At 49.9% G+C, this 15,875-nt stretch carries 12 protein-coding genes; 11 read left to right on the top strand and 1 reads right to left on the bottom strand.

The annotated features are described in order from the left end of the window. Window positions 1-27 precede the first annotated feature (27 nt). The gene (locus tag M0415_RS16780; protein ID WP_220055148.1) at window positions 28-309 is read left to right on the top strand and encodes a YfcL family protein; all 282 of its coding nucleotides are present in this window, start codon (window positions 28-30) and stop codon (window positions 307-309) included. A gap of 3 nt (window positions 310-312) precedes the next feature. Continuing rightward, entirely contained in the window at window positions 313-921 is a 609-nt protein-coding gene (locus M0415_RS16775; protein ID WP_249554656.1) for an RNA methyltransferase, read from the top strand. 173 nt (window positions 922-1,094) lie between these two features. Here M0415_RS16775 and mnmC1 read toward each other — a convergent pair whose 3' ends face one another. Beyond that, window positions 1,095-3,182 (bottom strand): FAD-dependent 5-carboxymethylaminomethyl-2-thiouridine(34) oxidoreductase MnmC1, encoded by a 2,088-nt coding sequence (gene mnmC1 / locus M0415_RS16770; RefSeq protein WP_088212181.1) that lies wholly within the window; start codon window positions 3,180-3,182, stop codon window positions 1,095-1,097. Window positions 3,183-3,320: 138 nt separating this feature from the next. Here mnmC1 and fabB point away from each other — a divergent pair, with 138 nt between their 5' ends. From fabB to purF, 9 genes are all read left to right on the top strand, one after another. After that, a complete protein-coding gene (gene fabB / locus M0415_RS16765; protein ID WP_176399965.1) occupies window positions 3,321-4,532 on the top strand; it encodes a beta-ketoacyl-ACP synthase I in 1,212 nt (403 codons plus the stop codon). A 315-nt stretch (window positions 4,533-4,847) separates the two neighbouring features. Further along, window positions 4,848-5,978, top strand: coding sequence for a 4-phosphoerythronate dehydrogenase (locus M0415_RS16760; RefSeq protein ID WP_088212179.1), 1,131 nt, complete (start codon window positions 4,848-4,850; stop codon window positions 5,976-5,978). Between the two features lie 2 nt (window positions 5,979-5,980). Continuing rightward, window positions 5,981-6,997 carry an aspartate-semialdehyde dehydrogenase gene (locus M0415_RS16755; RefSeq protein WP_011622207.1) on the top strand — a complete coding sequence of 339 codons (1,017 nt, stop codon included), beginning with the start codon at window positions 5,981-5,983 and terminating at the stop codon, window positions 6,995-6,997. A 179-nt stretch (window positions 6,998-7,176) separates the two neighbouring features. Next, window positions 7,177-10,512 carry a FimV/HubP family polar landmark protein gene (locus M0415_RS16750; RefSeq protein WP_088212178.1) on the top strand — a complete coding sequence of 1,112 codons (3,336 nt, stop codon included), beginning with the start codon at window positions 7,177-7,179 and terminating at the stop codon, window positions 10,510-10,512. Window positions 10,513-10,615: 103 nt separating this feature from the next. Then, complete coding sequence (truA, locus tag M0415_RS16745; protein ID WP_249554660.1) at window positions 10,616-11,401, top strand: tRNA pseudouridine(38-40) synthase TruA; 786 nt, start codon at window positions 10,616-10,618, stop codon at window positions 11,399-11,401. 51 nt (window positions 11,402-11,452) lie between these two features. Then, window positions 11,453-12,733, top strand: a complete 1,281-nt coding sequence (gene folC / locus M0415_RS16740; RefSeq protein WP_249554663.1) for a bifunctional tetrahydrofolate synthase/dihydrofolate synthase — start codon at window positions 11,453-11,455, stop codon at window positions 12,731-12,733. Window positions 12,734-12,743: 10 nt separating this feature from the next. Beyond that, window positions 12,744-13,568, top strand: a complete 825-nt coding sequence (gene dedD, locus M0415_RS16735) for a cell division protein DedD (RefSeq protein ID WP_088212175.1) — start codon at window positions 12,744-12,746, stop codon at window positions 13,566-13,568. Between the two features lie 110 nt (window positions 13,569-13,678). Beyond that, window positions 13,679-14,167: a CvpA family protein gene (locus tag M0415_RS16730; protein ID WP_023267711.1), complete on the top strand. Its 489-nt coding sequence runs from the start codon at window positions 13,679-13,681 to the stop codon at window positions 14,165-14,167. Between the two features lie 180 nt (window positions 14,168-14,347). Continuing rightward, window positions 14,348-15,862, top strand: coding sequence for an amidophosphoribosyltransferase (gene purF, locus M0415_RS16725; RefSeq protein WP_011716540.1), 1,515 nt, complete (start codon window positions 14,348-14,350; stop codon window positions 15,860-15,862). The last annotated feature ends 13 nt before the right edge of the window (window positions 15,863-15,875 follow it).

Raw genomic sequence — 15,875 nt, 5'->3', positions numbered from 1 at the left:
AAATACGTTATTGGAGAGTTTGACCCGATGTTAGAGCAGTATGAAGAAGCACTAGAACAGTGGATTGAGTCGGTAGTGAACCATGGTGATGACGATGCCTTATTTGCCTGCGGTTATCTGCAAGGCCATGTGGCGGTGGTGTTATCGCAACTCGAAGACGAAGGCGAGAGCACGCTAGAAGCTTTGCTTGAAAAAATGACCGACTGTTTAGCCCTCGCGCGCCAAGAATTGAACGATGCCGATTTTGCCCTAGTGGAAGCGGCATGGGCACAATTGCATGGCAAGATTGTTAGTCATTTAGCGGCGTAATTGATGAGTTCATCCACGACGACTTCGGTTGAGACCATGGCAACACCTGAGGCGCAGCAAGCGGTTTATATCGGTCTAGTCAATCCGAAAACCCCGACCAATGTGGGCGGTATTATGCGCGCTTCGGGCTGTTATGGTGTCGATGCGGTGTTCTACACCGGCAAACGCTATGAATATGCCGCCCGTGGGCCGCAGCAATATAACGCCGATACCCAGAGCGCCGCCGAGCGCATTCCGCTAACTGGGGTGGCCTCCTTACTCGATGCGCTCCCCTCTGACACTAAGCTGGTGTGCGTGGATTTAGTCCTAGGGGCGACCCCCTTGCCTGAGTTTGTGCATCCTGAGAAAGCCTTTTATGTGTTTGGCCCAGAGGATGGCACCATTGGCCAAGATATTATCGATAGAGCCGATGCAGTAGTGTATGTGCCAACTGTGGGATGCATGAATCTGGCGGCCTCGGTGAACGTACTACTTTACGATAGATTGGCGAAAGCCCATCGCGAGCAGGTATCTGCTCAGACCGAGTTTGATGGTGATGCCTTGATCCGCCAAAGTCGCGACAATAATAATCGTACCCGAGTAAAAACCACTAAACAGGGTTCTTCGACCTAGGGTTAACGCTCAACGGTTCATGTTTGATAGTTAATGCAAAAAGGATTAAGCACTGCTTAATCCTTTTTTGTTTTGGGCTGCCAATTATTGGGGCGTTAAGATATAAGCCTGATTAACACTCAACGATAAGCCTTGTTTTTAATTACACAGGTTTTCACTTAAACCGCTCTTTACTAAAGCGCTTTACCCTTTAGTAATTTGCGTAACCACATCCGATTGGGGTTGAGTTTATTTAAGGTAGGCCAATCCAGTGGCAGCGGCTCTCCGGTTAACTGTGCCGCCAAGCATTCGGCCACCAAGGGGCCTGAACTTAATCCCCGCGACCCTAAACCACCCAAAATATAAAGGCCATCGAGGATAGGCGCGGGGGTCGTTTGCCAATAATGCTTGCTTTGTTCGGCCTGCTGTTGATTGAGTTGATGCTGTTCATAGCGCGCCAATATTTCAGCCACATCGGGCGCACAGCCCATCATGGGGAAATGATCCCGCGTTACCATCCGCACGCCGACACGAGCGCTATTGCCGCTGATGTCGATATCGTCAACCCAGGCTTGGTTGGGATAGCTTTCTTGCATTTTCCCTAGATTTTCCCGTTGCTCCTGCGGGCAAAAATCAAAGTGCTCTGCTGCTTTCACATAACTGGCACCGAGGCAATGCAAGCCTTGATGACTCGGCGTGAGGTAACCGTTCGCGCATAACACGGTCGCCAATTGGCTCAGCTGAAATTGGGCGGGGACATGGCTCACTTGGCCGCGAAACGGACTTATCTGTAACCGCTCACTGGCCGAAAATTGAGTGAGCTGTGCGCCATTGGCGAGCACGACTTGGCTGTAGGGCCCAAAACGCTGGCCTTGGTTGTGGAGATACCAAGCCTGCGTATCACATTCAATTTCGGTGATCTCGGTATTGAAATGGCACTGCACATTGGCAAGTTGCGAGGCCTTGTCCACCGCAGCCTTGGCGTATTCAAAAGGGCATACCCAGCCACCAAGGGGATAAAAAAATCCAGCCTTATCAATGCCTATTAGGGCTATCTCGTTGGCTTCATTCGCATCAACGGCGTAGGCGATTTCCGCAGGCCAGTCCTGACTTTGGATGATTTTATCCAACCGTTGTTGGCTGCGCTCATCATGACCCGTTTGCAGTACCCCACAAAAATCATGGGAAATCGCGGTAATATTAGGGGCGGCGTCTGTCTCCATCATCGACGTATGGCTTAGCGCCTCAATACGGCGGCGGCTGAACAAAAATGCCTGTTGGAAAAAACGGCTAAGCTCATCATTTTCAGGCGTGAGTAGGGGGTAAATTGCCCCCTGGCGATTGCCTGATGCGCCTTGACCTAACTCATTATCCTTACAAAACAATATGCTACTCTGGCCTCGTTCGGCGAGGGATAGCATTAGATTTGCCGATGCCAGTCCGCCACCGACGATGGCAACAGGGTGATCTATAGCCGCGAGCGCTGCAGGTTTTGGGGTAAATGCTTGAGCCGTATCGGCTTGCTGGCGCAGCAGTTTGCGCTCATGGAGCAAAATCTCATCGGTGATAATCTGACTTGCGTCGTTTGCATCAGCATTCAAGGCATCTTGGCTGACATTAAGTGTGCTAAAGCCACTGCTGTGGGCAAACTGCTGCACGGTTTCTGCCAAATTTGCCCCAATCAACTGGGCATCATCGGCACTCAAACGCGCCATTTGCCAGACTAGTTTGCCGCTTAACTGCGATGCCAAATGCGGTAAAACCAGCCATTGCTGAATAGGATGAGCAGGGCTGTGGGGCAGTTGACTAAGTGCTGTATGTAGGTCGCCAAAATGCAAATCGACCGTGATGCGGCCGTCATCAAAGATTAATCTCTGGCACCCTATAATGCGTGCAGGTTTTGCCTTAAGTATTGCATCGGCAAGCGGTTGTAAATGAGGCGTGGAAATTAAGCTTTGCGATTGATCCCAAAGTAATTTAAGTTCGTAATCGTTAATGGGATTGGGTTCAAACACTTTGACTAACAGCCGTGTGTTGCTTTGAGTCTGGGTTTGCCAGTGTTGTAGTAGAGAGAGCAGCTCGAGTCCATCGCCCAATCCCCATTGCCCCATGACGCACAGTCCTTGACCGAGTTGGGCTGATGGCGTCGTTAAACGAGAGCGTTGAAGGCGAGTTAAATTGTCCAGAGACTGTGCAGTAGTCAACGCGCATGGGGGATAAAGGTTGATCAATTGCGGGTAATCACGCTTAAATTGGCAAGATTTTTGGGGCTTAGCAGTCAAAGAAATATACTCTCGGTCTCATATTGGGCATTATTTTACCCGCCTTTATGGAAAGCTGACCACTTAATTGAAGCAAAACAGATACTATTGGCTCAGCAAAAAGTAGGTACTGACATGTACACAATGGATAGCAATAAAATGAAAAGAGTCGTGATCACCGGAATGGGTGTTGTTTCAAGTATCGGTAATAACAAGCAAGAAGTGACTGAGTCACTTAAAGCGGGCCGTAGTGGTATTACACATTCCGCTCAGTTTGAAGAAATGCAACTACGCAGTCATGTATGGGGCAATATCAAATTAGATCCTTCTGAGCTGATTGACCGTAAAGCGCTGCGTTTTATGGGCGATGCTGCGGCATATGCTTACATTGCAATGCAAGAAGCCATTAAGGATGCTCAGTTAACTGAAGAGCAGTATTCAAATCCTCGCGTAGGTTTGATTGTAGGCACAGGCGGCGCTTCGTCTTCTAACCAAGTTCAAGCGGCGGATATTCTGCGCGAAAAAGGCGTAAAACGCGTGGGTCCTTATATCGTGCCACGCATTATGTCGAGCACAGCCAGCGCGTGTTTGGCGACCCCCTTCAAAATCAAAGGCATGAACTACTCTATCAGCTCAGCCTGTGCGACCAGTGCTCACTGTATCGGTCACGCCGTTGAACTTATCCAAATGGGTAAGCAAGATATGGTGTTTGCGGGCGGTTCAGAAGAAGTGGATTGGACCCTGACCATGGGCTTCGATGCGATGGGTGCACTGTCGACTAAATACAACGACACTCCAGAAAAAGCCTCTCGTACCTATGATGCGGACCGTGACGGTTTCGTGATCTCCGGTGGCGGCGGTATCTTAATCGTTGAAGAGTTAGAGCACGCTCTGGCTCGTGGCGCGAAGATTTACGCTGAAGTGATTGGTTATGGCGCATCATCAGACGGTTACGACATGGTTGCTCCGTCTGGCGAAGGTGCGGTGCGTTGTATGCAAATGGCTCTGGCCGGTGTGGACACGCCAATTGATTACATCAACACCCACGGTACTTCTACCCCAGTTGGTGACGTGCGTGAGTTAGAAGCTCTTCGTGAAGTCTTTAAAGACAAGTGCCCACCAGTTGCATCGACTAAGTCTATGACTGGCCATGCCTTAGGCGCGGCGGGTGTACACGAAGCCATCTACAGCTTGATCATGATGGAAAACAGCTTTATTGCTCCTAGCATCAACATCGATAACTTAGATGAAGCCGCGAAGGACATGCCAATCGTGCGTGAATACCGCGATGCAGAGCTAAACACTGTGATGAGCAACAGCTTTGGTTTTGGTGGCACTAACGCAACATTAGTGATGCGTAAATATAAGTAAGCCATTATTTTCGTTAAAAAAGGAAGCCTAAGCTTCCTTTTTTATTGGCTGAAATTGAGCAATACCAATCACATTAAATATCTAATCAGTTCAGAGCCTCACTGGCATTTCAATCCAAGGCGCATTGATGCAGATATGCTTATTCCCTTTTAAGTCGATGTAACGCGGGAATGGGATGCCTGTGTGGCTCCCGCTGAATGAACAGATATTTAATACGATTGGCATAATGCGACTTAGAGATTGGGTTTATGATCAGAGTCTTGCTAGAATCCTTGGCTACTCATTCTCTAGCCCATTTTTATCAGAAAGGTCCCCATGAAGATTGTTGTCGATGAAAATATGCCCTATGTCGAACCCTTATTTGGGGCGTTAGGCGAGATAATCCCAGTCAATGGCCGCACGCTGACGCCTGAGCTGGTGCAAGATGCCGATGTGCTGCTGGTGCGCTCGGTCACCCGAGTGAATGCCGCACTGTTAGATGCCAATTCAAAACTTAAGTTTGTCGGCAGTGCCACCATAGGGACGGATCATGTGGATCTGGGCTACCTTGCAGGGCGTGGCATCCCCTTTTCGAATGCGCCCGGCTGTAATGCGACCGCAGTCGGGGAGTTTGCTTTTATTGCGATGTTAGAACTGGCGGCGCGGTTTAATTCGCCGCTCAAGGGCAAAGTCGTGGGGATTGTCGGTGCGGGTAATACTGGTAGCGCAACGGCCAAATGCCTCGAAGCCTACGGCATTAAGGTATTACTCAATGACCCCATCAAAGCGGCCGAAGGCGATCCCCGCCATTTTGTGAGCCTTGAAACTCTATTAAATGAAGCAGATATCGTCAGCCTACATGTGCCCATCACTCGCACTGGCGAGCATAAGACGCTGCATCTTTTCGATGAAGCGCGCCTGATGAGTCTTAAATCCAATACCTGGCTTGTGAACTGTTGCCGCGGTGATGTGATTGATAATCGAGCCTTAATTAAGGTTAAGCAGCAAAGGGATGACCTTAAATTGGTGCTCGATGTATGGGAAGGGGAGCCAAATCCCATGCCGGAGCTGGTGCCTTTTGCTGAGTTTGCGACCCCGCATATCGCCGGTTACAGCTTAGAGGGTAAGGCCCGCGGCACTTTTATGCTGTACCAAAAGTTGTGTGAGTTGTTAGCCATTCCGGCCACTAAACGCTTATCTGAGCTCCTGCCTCCATTTCATTTTAAGGCGGTTGAACTCGAACAAGCCCCCGATGAAAAAGCCTTATTACAGCTGGCGAGATTCGTCTACGACCTGCGTGATGACGATGCCGTATTCCGAAATGGCTTTGTAAAGGAGAATGGCTTCGACACTATGAGAAAAAATCACAAACATAGACGCGAATTTAGTGCATTGGCGCTGGCTTATCACGGCCAATCTGAGGTAGATTGGTTGTCCAATTTAGGTTTTTCAGGAGTCGGTCGGTAATTATGTCGCAGGAATTTAATGTTGTCGTTTTAGGTGCATCGGGTGCAGTGGGTCAAACAATGATTGAGATCCTCGAAGAGCGTAACTTCCCGGTTGCGAACTTATATCCTTTAGCCAGTAGCCGTAGCGCCGGTGAAACGGTCAGCTTCCATGGCAAACAAGTTACCATTTTGGACGTCGAAACCTTCGATTGGAGTCAAGCACAAATCGGTTTCTTCTCTGCCGGTGGCGATGTCTCGGCCAAGTGGGCGCCTATCGCCGCTGAAGCGGGTTGTGTGGTGATCGATAACACCTCTCACTTCCGCTACGACATTGATATTCCACTGGTTGTGCCTGAGGTTAACCCCCATGCGATTGCCGATTTCCGCAACCGTAATATCATTGCAAACCCGAACTGCTCGACCATTCAAATGCTGGTGGCTCTAAAACCGATTTACGACACTTACGGTATCAGCCGTATTAACGTCGCGACCTATCAGTCAGTCTCTGGAACAGGTAAGAAGGCGATTGAAGAACTGGCAAAACAATGTACTAAGCTGCTGCAAGGTCTGCCTGCTGACGCTGAAGTTTATCCAAAGCAAATCGCATTTAACGTATTGCCGCAAATCGATAAATTTATGGATAACGGCTACACCAAAGAAGAAATGAAGATGGTCTGGGAAACCCAGAAGATTTTCGGTGATGACGAAATCCTCGTTAACGCAACGGCCGTGCGTGTACCAGTCTTCTATGGTCACTCTGAAGCCGTACATATTGAGACGCGCCAACCTGCGGATGCAGAAGATATTAAAGCTTTACTGCGCGATGCCGAAGGAGTGGTATTGTTCGAATCCGATGACGAATATCCAACAGCTGTAACCCATGCAGCAGGTACCGATCCTGTTTATGTGGGCCGTGTGCGTAAGGATATTTCCCATTCTCACGGTATTAACCTTTGGGTGGTGTCGGACAATATTCGTAAAGGCGCAGCCTTAAACAGTGTGCAAATTGCCGAGATTTTAGTGAGAGACTATTACTAACTCTTAAGTGGCGATTGATGCCCAGTGAAAAAGCCTGCTGCCAGCAGGCTTTTTTTGTTTTACAATTGTGAACAGTAGCAGGGCTGGGATTTCTAGTTTATAGTAATCTCAATAAATACAATTGCCTAAAGCCTGTTATCAGCGAGATAACTTAAATAGCGCTTCAAAGGGAAGGATTGATGAAATTTCGCACTTCGTATCTTGTGGGCCTGATGGCCACCGTTTTAGCTGTTTCTTCCACGACCTCTTTTATTGATCCTGCGATAGCTGCTGATACTCCCAAAATAAAACCTTTAAAAATCATGGGCCCAGACGGACAGATCCGTCAGGTCAATCATCAATATGGACCAACGACCTCTAAGGACACTTTCTGGAGCATTGCGCAAAAAGTCCGCCCCGATGCTAGTGTCAGCGTTTATCAGGTGATGGCCGCGGTATTTGATGCTAACCCCCATGCGTTTAACTCCGACAGTTATAACAGCCTCGAACGTGGCATGATTTTGCTGATCCCTTCGAAAGAAGTGATGCTCGCCATTCCCAATAGTCTGGCCATTGCCCGCGCCGAGCGCAGCGATAAGCAGGCTCGTTCTGGCGCTAAAGCCACGCCTAGGGTAGAAACCAAACCTGCGACTAAGCCAGCGGCACCGACTCAGACAGTTGCACAGCCTAAACCTAAGGTGGAGACGCCCCCTAAGGCCGAGGTGAAGCCCGAAGCGGCGACAGCGACCAAAGCGGAAGTGGCAGCGACACCAACCGCGCCTAAGATGGTGAGTTCGGATATCAATGCACGCCTCGAAGCAGCGGAGAGCAAGAATTTATCCCTGACTGACGAGTTAGCCAGAGCGCAAGATCAACTCGCGGTGAGAAATACCGATGTTGAGACACTCAAAGCCAAGGTTGAAGAATTAAATCAACAGATTGCGGTATTAGAAGAAACTCTGCAGGCCAGCAAGAAGCAAAACCTTGCCCTTAAAGCCGAGGTCGAGGCCGCACAAACACCAGAAGCGGCTACGACTGATGAGCCTGCCATGCCCGCAGAGCCCGATGATCTGTGGCGTAACCTGATGAGTAATCCGCTACTCCTTGTGGCGGCGGCGGTGATCCCCGCATTATTGCTACTGGTCCTCGTCTTCTGGCTATTACGCCGTAAACGCAATAAAGAGCGCCGCGAGCTAGAAGCGCAGCAGGCGGCTATGATGGCCGCGGGTGCGGCTGGCGTGGCGAGTGCGTCTGTGCTGGCGATGGACGATGACGATCTTAGCGACATCGCGGTGCATTTAGATACTGACCATGCCGATTCTATCGACAGCTTACTCGATGTCGGCAGTGTCGACCTGCAACCCGAGCAGGAAATGACCGATAGCCATGAACAGATGGACATGGCATCAGAAATGTTTATTGACCCAGGTGTTAGCACTGAACCTGAACCTCAGTTTGAAGAGGAAGAAGGCCAGTCTCTAGACGATCTCTGGGCTGAGGCCATGGGTGATCAAGAGGAAGCCGAAGCTTTAGCCGAAGAGAAAGCGGCATCCGGCAATATTCTGGAGGAAGAAGATCTCGATGCACTGCTGGCCGGATTGGGCTCTGAAGAAGAGACTCCTCAGGAGGCTCAAGCCACAGCTGCAGGGCTGGACACACTCGACGAATTAGCCGGTTTCGATTTACCTGCTGAACCAGAGCCCGCCGCTGAGGATGAAGATTTAGCCGCCGCGATTGCCGCCGAACTCGATTCTGAGCTTGAAAACGACGCAGCGCCAGCCGACGATGATATCGATGCGTTACTCGCAGGCTTTAACCAGCCCGAGGTTAACGAGCCTGCCACAGCGGCCGATGAGGATCTTGATGCCTTACTGACCGATGATGCTCAGGCACCAGCAGAAGCAGCTGACGATCTCGGCGATGAAATTGCCGCCGAGTTGGATGATGACTTAGCCGAGTTAGGCGTCGCGCAAACCGATGATATTGATGCTTTGCTGGCAGATTTTGATAAACCCGCCGCGCCCGAACCCGATTTAAGCGATGAAATTGCCGCCGAGCTCGATGATGACTTAACTGATATAGGCGTAAGCGAATCCGATGATATCGATGCGCTTCTTGCCAGCTTTGATGCTCCCGCGCAGCCCGATCCTGAAGTCGCCGCGGCGATTGCTGCCGAGTTGGATGATGAACTCGCTCCCGACTTACCAACGAGCGATGAAGACCTCGACCAGTTATTGGCAGGCTTTAACACGCAAGAAGCGCTCGTCGAAGAGGCTATTGTCGACGATGCAGAGGCCGAGGATATGGCTCAAGCAGAAGCCGCCCTTGAGCGCGATGACATCGCCACCGAACTCGAAGCCGCATTACCTGAAGACCTGTCGACGGCTGATGACGACCTCGATTCACTCTTAGCCGAGTTCGATGTGCCAGAACAAGCCGAGGCTGATGCCGACGACTTTAACTTCGACTTAGAAACCACCCATGTCGAGCCAGAAGAAAAAGACGAGGAAGAAGATTTACTCAAGGGAATTGGTGCCGCCCATGCCATTGATGGCACAGACGATACTTTCGAGCTGAGCGAAGAGATTGCGGATAACCAAGACAGTGCGGATAACGCTGCCGCAGAACCTAAGTTTACAGGCTTTGATGAAGATACTGACGATATCGCGCCGGCACTGGCGGGTGCCGCTGTCGCCGCATCAGTAGCGGCTGCAGCAAGTGCGAAAGAAAAAGAGTCATCTTTCTTCAATGACTTAAAGGCCAATAAGACTAAAGATCCCCATGTGCTCGATTGGGATACCGAACTGAATTTTGCGCCTACGCCTAAGGCGGAAACGCTGGTCAAACCGGAAACCGATTTGCCTTTAGATCCTGTACCAGTGCAGGGCACTAAACGTCAACCGCTGGAGTTTGCGCCAGATGCGAAACCAGAGGTTGATGCCAAAAATACAGCTGCGAGCACTGAGTTTAACCTCGACGATGAGCTGGATTTGGGCCGCGAGTTTGATTTAAAAGACGATACAGATGACGTTGATTTAAGCGATGACAGCGTGCTTGCCGCCTTTAGCACCAATACCGAACCCGAAGAGGAAGAGGTATTAACGCCTGAGGATAGCTTTGCCCTCGATGATGAGCATACGCTCACCGTCGATGAGGCCTTAGCCGCCCTCGATGCGCAGGAATCCCGCAAGTCGAAGAAGTTTGTTCCAGAGCATGATTTAACTAACTTCCAAAACGAGCACGGTTATATCGATATCGAAAAACTGCTTAACGATGCCGAGCAGGACAACACTGAGACAGATCTTTATCCCGAAATGGATGTGGAGATGAGCGATGTCGGCGCCCTGATTGGCGATGCCGCCATGATCGACGTGGACGACGAGGAAAACTCAGTCAATGCCAAGCTCGATTTAGCCCGTGCCTACATCGAAATCGATGACAGCGACAGTGCTAAAGCCTTGCTACGGGAAGTCCAAATCGACGGTAACGAGCGTCAGCAAGAAGAAGCGGCCCGTTTACTTAAAGAGATGGGTTAATCCTTAAAGGGCTTGATTTCACACTAACGGCGCGCAGAGCGCCGTTTTTTTTGTGGGCTGCTGTGATAAAATGCGCCGCTAAATCAACTGTGAGGATGTGTGGATGCGGATTGCATTAGGTATTGAATATGACGGAAGTGGTTATTTCGGTTGGCAGCGTCAGGCCGAAGTCGATTCAGTACAAGGGCAATTAGAACAAGCCTTATCTAAGGTGGCGAACGAACCTATCAGCTTGTTCTGTGCGGGGCGAACCGATGCCGGCGTTCATGCAACGGGGCAGGTGGTGCATTTCGAGACTAATGCCATACGTAACGAAGGCGCGTGGACCTTAGGAGTGAATGCCAATTTGCCCGATAATATCGCCGTTCGCTGGGCAAAAGAGGTGGATGATACTTTCCATGCCCGCTTTTCAGCCACGGCCAGACGTTACCGCTATGTGATTTACAATCATAATTTTCGCCCCGGGATCCTACGTCACGGCGTGAGCCATTACCACGGTGATATCGACGCCGATAAAATGCATGTTGCGGCGCAGGCGTTGCTGGGTGAGCAGGACTTTACCAGTTTTCGCGCTATTCAATGTCAATCGAAAACCCCGTTTCGCAATGTGCACAGCGTTAAAGTGACGCGTCAGGGGATGTATGTGATTGTCGATATTTCTGCTAACGCCTTCTTGCACCATATGGTGCGTAACATTGTGGGCTCCCTGCTGGAAATCGGCCTAGGCAACCAACCATTGACCTGGATGGCGGATTTACTGGCCCTTAAAGACAGAAATCAAGCGGCGGCCACCGCCAAACCCAATGGGCTCTATTTAGTCGATGTGACGTATCCCGAGCAATATCAACTGCCTAAGTTGGCTTTAGGGCCATTGTTTATGCTGGATTAATCGCCGTTTTGCTCGTTAAGTGAAGCGCGTATCGAAGGAAGGAAAGAACAGATGACCACAGCCCCTACTGAACAGACAACCTTAACTGTGCCGAGTGCCAATGCGCCACTGGCACAATGGCTAGATTATTTATTATCGATTCACCCAACCGAAATCGATATGGGATTAACCCGGGTTTCAGAGGTTGCCGCGCGCCTGCATTTATTGGATCTTGGGCCCAGCAAAGTGGTCACTGTAGGGGGCACCAATGGCAAAGGCACCACCTGCGCTATGCTCGAGAATATCCTGCGTTTATCAGGGCTGACGGTGGGCGTCTACAGCTCGCCCCATATGCTCAAGTACAACGAAAGGGTGCGCATTAACGGTCAGGACGCCAGCGATGAAGCCTTTGTTGTTGCCTTTGAACAAATTGAGGCTGCGCGCGGCGAGATTTCGCTGACCTTCTTCGAATATGCCACCTTGGCGGGCTTAATTCTGTTTAAAGCGGCCAAGTTGGATGTGGTGATCTTAGAAGTCGGTCTTGGCGGCCGTTTGGATGCCACCAACATGATTGATGCTGATATCAGCGTGGTGACGTCCATCGATTTAGATCACGAGGCCTATTTGGGCAATACCCGCGAACTGGTCGGCCGTGAAAAGGCGGGCATTTTTCGCCAAGGTCGCCCTGCGATTGTCGGCGAGCCAAACTTACCCCATACGGTCAATGATGTCGCCCAAGATGTTGGCGCCAAGCTCTATCGTGTGGGCGAGGAGTTTAGTTACCAGCAAGATGGCCAGACGTGGGATTACCAAGGCCAAGTATTCACCCTTAAGCAGCTGACTTTGCCGACACTGCCATTGCCGAACGCCGCGACTGTGATTGCGATTGTTGAGCATGGCTGGCCGCATATTGCTGCCGATATCATTGCCAAAGGTATCAGCAGTGCGCGCTTAACCGGGCGTTTAGAGCAAGTTAACGAGCAGCCGCTGATTTTACTCGATGTGGCCCACAATCCCCATGCGGCGCGCTTTTTAGTCAAGCAGCTCACGCCTATGGTGACGGGGAAGCGAGTGTTTGCCCTGTGCGGCATGCTAAAGGATAAGGATATTGCAGGCGTATTACCTGTGGTTTCGCCCTTAATCGATACTTGGTACTTAGTGAGTTTACAGGGTGAGCGCGGCGCAAATGCAAGCCTGCTGCGTCAAACCTTAGCGCAAGACACTAAGGCCCATGAGTTTGACGATATCGCCGCGGCATGGACGGCATTAAAAGCGCAAATTCAGCCCGATGATGTGGTAATTGTGTTTGGCTCCTTTTACACTGTGGCAGGTTTTAAGTCTCTCTTTAAGTAGGATAACCGTTTTGTCTAGCCAGTTTCATAATCGATTAGTCGGCACTGTGGTGCTGGTCGCCCTCGGGGTGATTTTTCTGCCGGATATTTTAGATGGTAAGAAGGATCGTCAAGAGGAACAATTTGCCGAAATTCCCCTGCGTCCTGCCGCGATAGCGCAGCAAAACGCCGATGATATGTTTGAGGTATTGTCTACTCAGGATGTGGATGGCGAAGGTGCCTTACCCGAAGAGTCTTCTCCTAATGATGAGGCGGCGTTAGCGCAGGCGGTCAATACTGACGTCAAAGACACGTCTGCGGCAAAAGTCGAGCCTAAATCGGACGCGGTGAAGGAGCAAGCCAAACCCCAGACGGCAAAAACGGAAACCAAGCCTGAGGTGAAAGCGCCGGTGAAAACCGAGACCGCTAAGGCCGAACCGAAGAAAGAGACGCCAAAGCCGACTCCCGCTAAAACTGAGACGAAAAAGCCAGAAACCAAGCCAACCGTAGTCGCGAAAACGGACAAACCTAAAGCCGAAACCGCGAAAACAGAATCTGCAAAACCTGCCAAAGACGATGGCATAAAAGTGGTCAGCCGCGATTCATTAAAACCTGGACTTACCCTGCAACTAGGCGCATTTAGCAATGCCGCCAACGTCAAAGCGCTGGTGGCGCAGTTACGTAAAAGTGGTTACAAGGCGTACACAATTCCAGACACGCCTAAGGATGGCATATTGACGAAAGTGTTTGTGGGGCCCGATGTTTCCGAATCTAAGCTGAAGAAAATGCAGGAAGAAATTGAAACTCTAACCCGTTTGAAAGGCCGAATTGTGCCTTTTAATCCCTTGGAATCTTAATGCCATTCAGCAGGGACTGAAATAATTTATTTACCTCGCTAGGGGTGAGAATCGTTTCAGTCTCTGGTAGAATCGCGCCGTCTTAAAGCCTATGCTGGAAAGCCATCTCAATGGTTTGGATTGATTACGCTATCATCTTCGTTATCGGGTTATCGACTCTTATCAGTCTGATCCGCGGATTTGCCAAAGAAGCCATGTCGTTAGTGGTATGGTTCGCGGCTTTCTTTGTTGCCAGCCAATTTTACCAAGATCTCGCCGTTCATCTCACGCAAATGAACGATGAGGTGCTACGCAATGGGGTCTCCATTGCTATTCTTTTTATCACCACCTTAATACTCGGCGCCCTCATCAATTACATCATTGGGCAATTAGTGGTTAAAACCGGATTATCTGGCACTGACAGACTCTTAGGTCTGTGTTTCGGTGCCATTAGGGGCGCGCTGATCGTCAGTGCGCTGCTGTTTTTTATGGATGCTTTTACAGGCTCACCCAACACCCAATGGTGGAAGGACTCTGTACTAGTGCCCGAATTTGGCGTTGTGATCCAATGGTTCTTTCACTATTTGGAAAACACCTCCAGCTTTGTACCCAAACTATAAAAAAGACAATAAATTTATCCTAAGTGATGGAGGATAAGTAAGGTTGAGCCCGAAGCCTAAGGCCACGGACTCAACACTGAGATGAAGCGCTTAAGCCGTATGGCTGGGGATTTACTTCGTCTTTTACTTATATTTCAACATGAAAGGGCATAGAACATCTTACAATGAGGAAGCTTACCCATGTGTGGTATCGTCGGAATAGTTGGCCAATCATCGGTTAATCAGACCATTTATGACGCACTGACCGTGCTTCAACACAGAGGTCAGGATGCGGCAGGTATTGTGACCGTTGATCGTGGTGCTTTCAGACTACGTAAAGCCAATGGTCTGGTCAAAGATGTATTTGAAGTCAAACACATGCAACGCCTACAGGGCAATGCAGGTATTGGCCACGTACGTTATCCTACTGCAGGCAGTTCCAGCGCGTCAGAAGCGCAGCCTTTCTATGTTAACTCGCCATTTGGGATTTCATTAGCCCATAACGGTAACTTAACCAACACGGTTGAATTAGCTGAAGGCCTGATCAAAAAACGTCGCCATGTGAACACCACATCCGACTCAGAAGTATTATTAAACCTGCTGGCCGATGAGCTGCAAAAAACCACTAGCTTAATGCTGACGCCTGACGAAGTGTTCGACACTATCGCCAAAGTGCACGAGCAAGCCCGAGGCGCCTATGCGGTTGTGGCCATGATTATCGGCCAAGGTCTGGTGGCATTTCGCGATCCTTTCGGTATTCGTCCACTGGTATTAGGTAAGCACGAAACCCCAACTGGTACTGAGTACATGGTGGCCTCTGAGAGCGTGGCGCTCGATGCCGTGGGTTTTGAAGTGATGCGCGATGTGGCACCAGGCGAAGCGATTTATATCTCTCTCGATGGTCAGCTTTACACTCGCCAATGCGCAAAAGAGCCAAGCTACTCACCTTGTATCTTCGAATTCGTGTATTTTGCGCGTCCTGATTCGACTATCGACAACGTCTCTGTTTACGCTAGCCGCGTAAACATGGGTGCTAAGCTCGGTGAAAAGATCAAAAAAGAATGGTACGACCATGATATCGACGTGGTGATCCCTATTCCTGAAACCTCATGCGATATCGCATTAGAAATCGCCCGTTGCATGGACTTACCTTACCGCCAAGGTTTTGTGAAGAACCGTTATATCGGCCGTACCTTTATTATGCCTGGTCAACAGGAGCGTAAAAAATCGGTACGCCGTAAACTCAATGCCATCAACACTGAGTTTAAAGGTAAGAACGTTTTGTTAGTCGATGACTCTATCGTGCGTGGTACCACGTCGGAGCAAATCATTGAGATGGCGCGTGAAGCGGGTGCTAAGAAAGTGTACTTTGCCTCGGCGGCACCAGAAATCCGTTTCCCGAACGTTTATGGTATCGATATGCCAACCTCGAATGAGCTGATTGCCCACGGTCGTGATGCCGATGAAATTGCTAAGCTGATTGGCGCCGATGGGATTATCTTCCAAAATCTGCCGGATCTGGTTGAAGCGGTGAGAATGGAAAACCCAGAGATCAAACGTTTCGAAACCTCAGTGTTCGACGGTCACTACATCACGAACGATGTTGATCAATCTTACCTCGACCACTTAACTCAGTTACGTAACGACGATGCCAAGGCCGACCGTAATAAAGACATTGGCACTAACTTAGAGTTACACAACGTTTGCCATCCATAAGACGAAATTCTTA

This window comes from Shewanella sp. 10B (assembly GCF_023475885.1).
In the GTDB taxonomy this organism is placed as follows: domain Bacteria; phylum Pseudomonadota; class Gammaproteobacteria; order Enterobacterales; family Shewanellaceae; genus Shewanella; species Shewanella mangrovisoli.
This window is presented reverse-complemented; position numbering and strand designations above follow the sequence as displayed.